2 protein-coding genes are annotated in these 1,006 nt (G+C 43.1%); one reads left to right on the forward strand and one right to left on the reverse strand.

The genetic code is table 11. The features are described 5' to 3' along the window. Positions 1-307, forward strand: a 307-nt coding sequence (gene argB, locus A3761_RS02360) for an acetylglutamate kinase (RefSeq protein ID WP_197472745.1), incomplete at its 5' end; no start/stop codon positions are given. A 45-nt stretch (positions 308-352) separates the two neighbouring features. On the opposite strand, the gene A3761_RS02365 is transcribed toward argB, so the two are convergent. Beyond that, positions 353-1,006 (reverse strand): GGDEF domain-containing protein (locus A3761_RS02365; RefSeq protein WP_231881123.1); only part of this gene is annotated, 654 nt, incomplete at its 5' end.

Here is a 1,006-nt window from a genome sequence, read left to right on the forward strand (position 1 = left end):
TGCTGACTTGGTTGCTGGAAAAGTAGCTGAGGCGGTAGCAGCAGAAAAACTTATTCTACTGACAAATATTTCTGGTCTGCAGGATAAATCGGGAGAGGTGTTAACAGGTTTATCAACTGCTCAGGTCGATGAGTTGATTGCTGATGGAACGATATACGGCGGTATGTTGCCGAAAATTAAGTGCGCTTTAGAGGCTGTGAAAAACGGAGTAAAGAGTTCGCACATTATTGACGGTCGAGTTAGCCACTCAACACTTTTGGAAATCTTTACAGATGAAGGTGTTGGAACGCTGATTACTAATGACTAGTACTTAGTGTGCTGAGCGGTCAGTAATTATGGCCGCTTGATTGTTTTAAATAAGCGTACTTGATGACTCTTTGCTGTCAGAACCTACATTTGAACCGCCCACAACTTTATTCTTTCCTGAACGTTTTGCCTCGTGCATGAACTTATCAGCTTTACGAATTAGCTGCTCTGCACTCTCTCCATACTTGTATACGGCGACACCGATCGAAGCTGTGACAGTTCCTAGTTCAATCTTTTCTGCGCTGTCTGATAAAGTTTGTTTCGATAAGCGCTCACGAATATTCTCAGCGACAATGTAAGCTCCTTCGCAGGCCGTTTCAGGCAGTAGAATTGCGAATTGTTCGCCAGCAAACCGAGCAACCGAGTCGCAGCCCTTAATGTTGTTTTTTAAGAGTGTCGCGACAAAACGAAGAACTTTGTCGCCAATTGTATGACCAAATTGTTCATTAAAACGCTTGAAATCATCCAGGTCGATTAACAGTAGGCATAATGGTTTCTTCTCGGCTTTGCTGGAAGAAATAAAGTTTTCTATCTCCATATCAAAGGCACGGCGATTGTTCACCTTTGTGAGGGAATCTGTTGTTGCTTCAGAGTTAAGCTTTGATACTTCGGCCCTGAGTTTTTTCATTTCAAGCGCCATGCTTTCAAGGGAAGTTTGCATACTCTGTGTAGCGCTTTCACGCTTCTTGGTTTCATCTAG

This window comes from Oleiphilus sp. HI0123 (genome assembly GCF_001635315.1).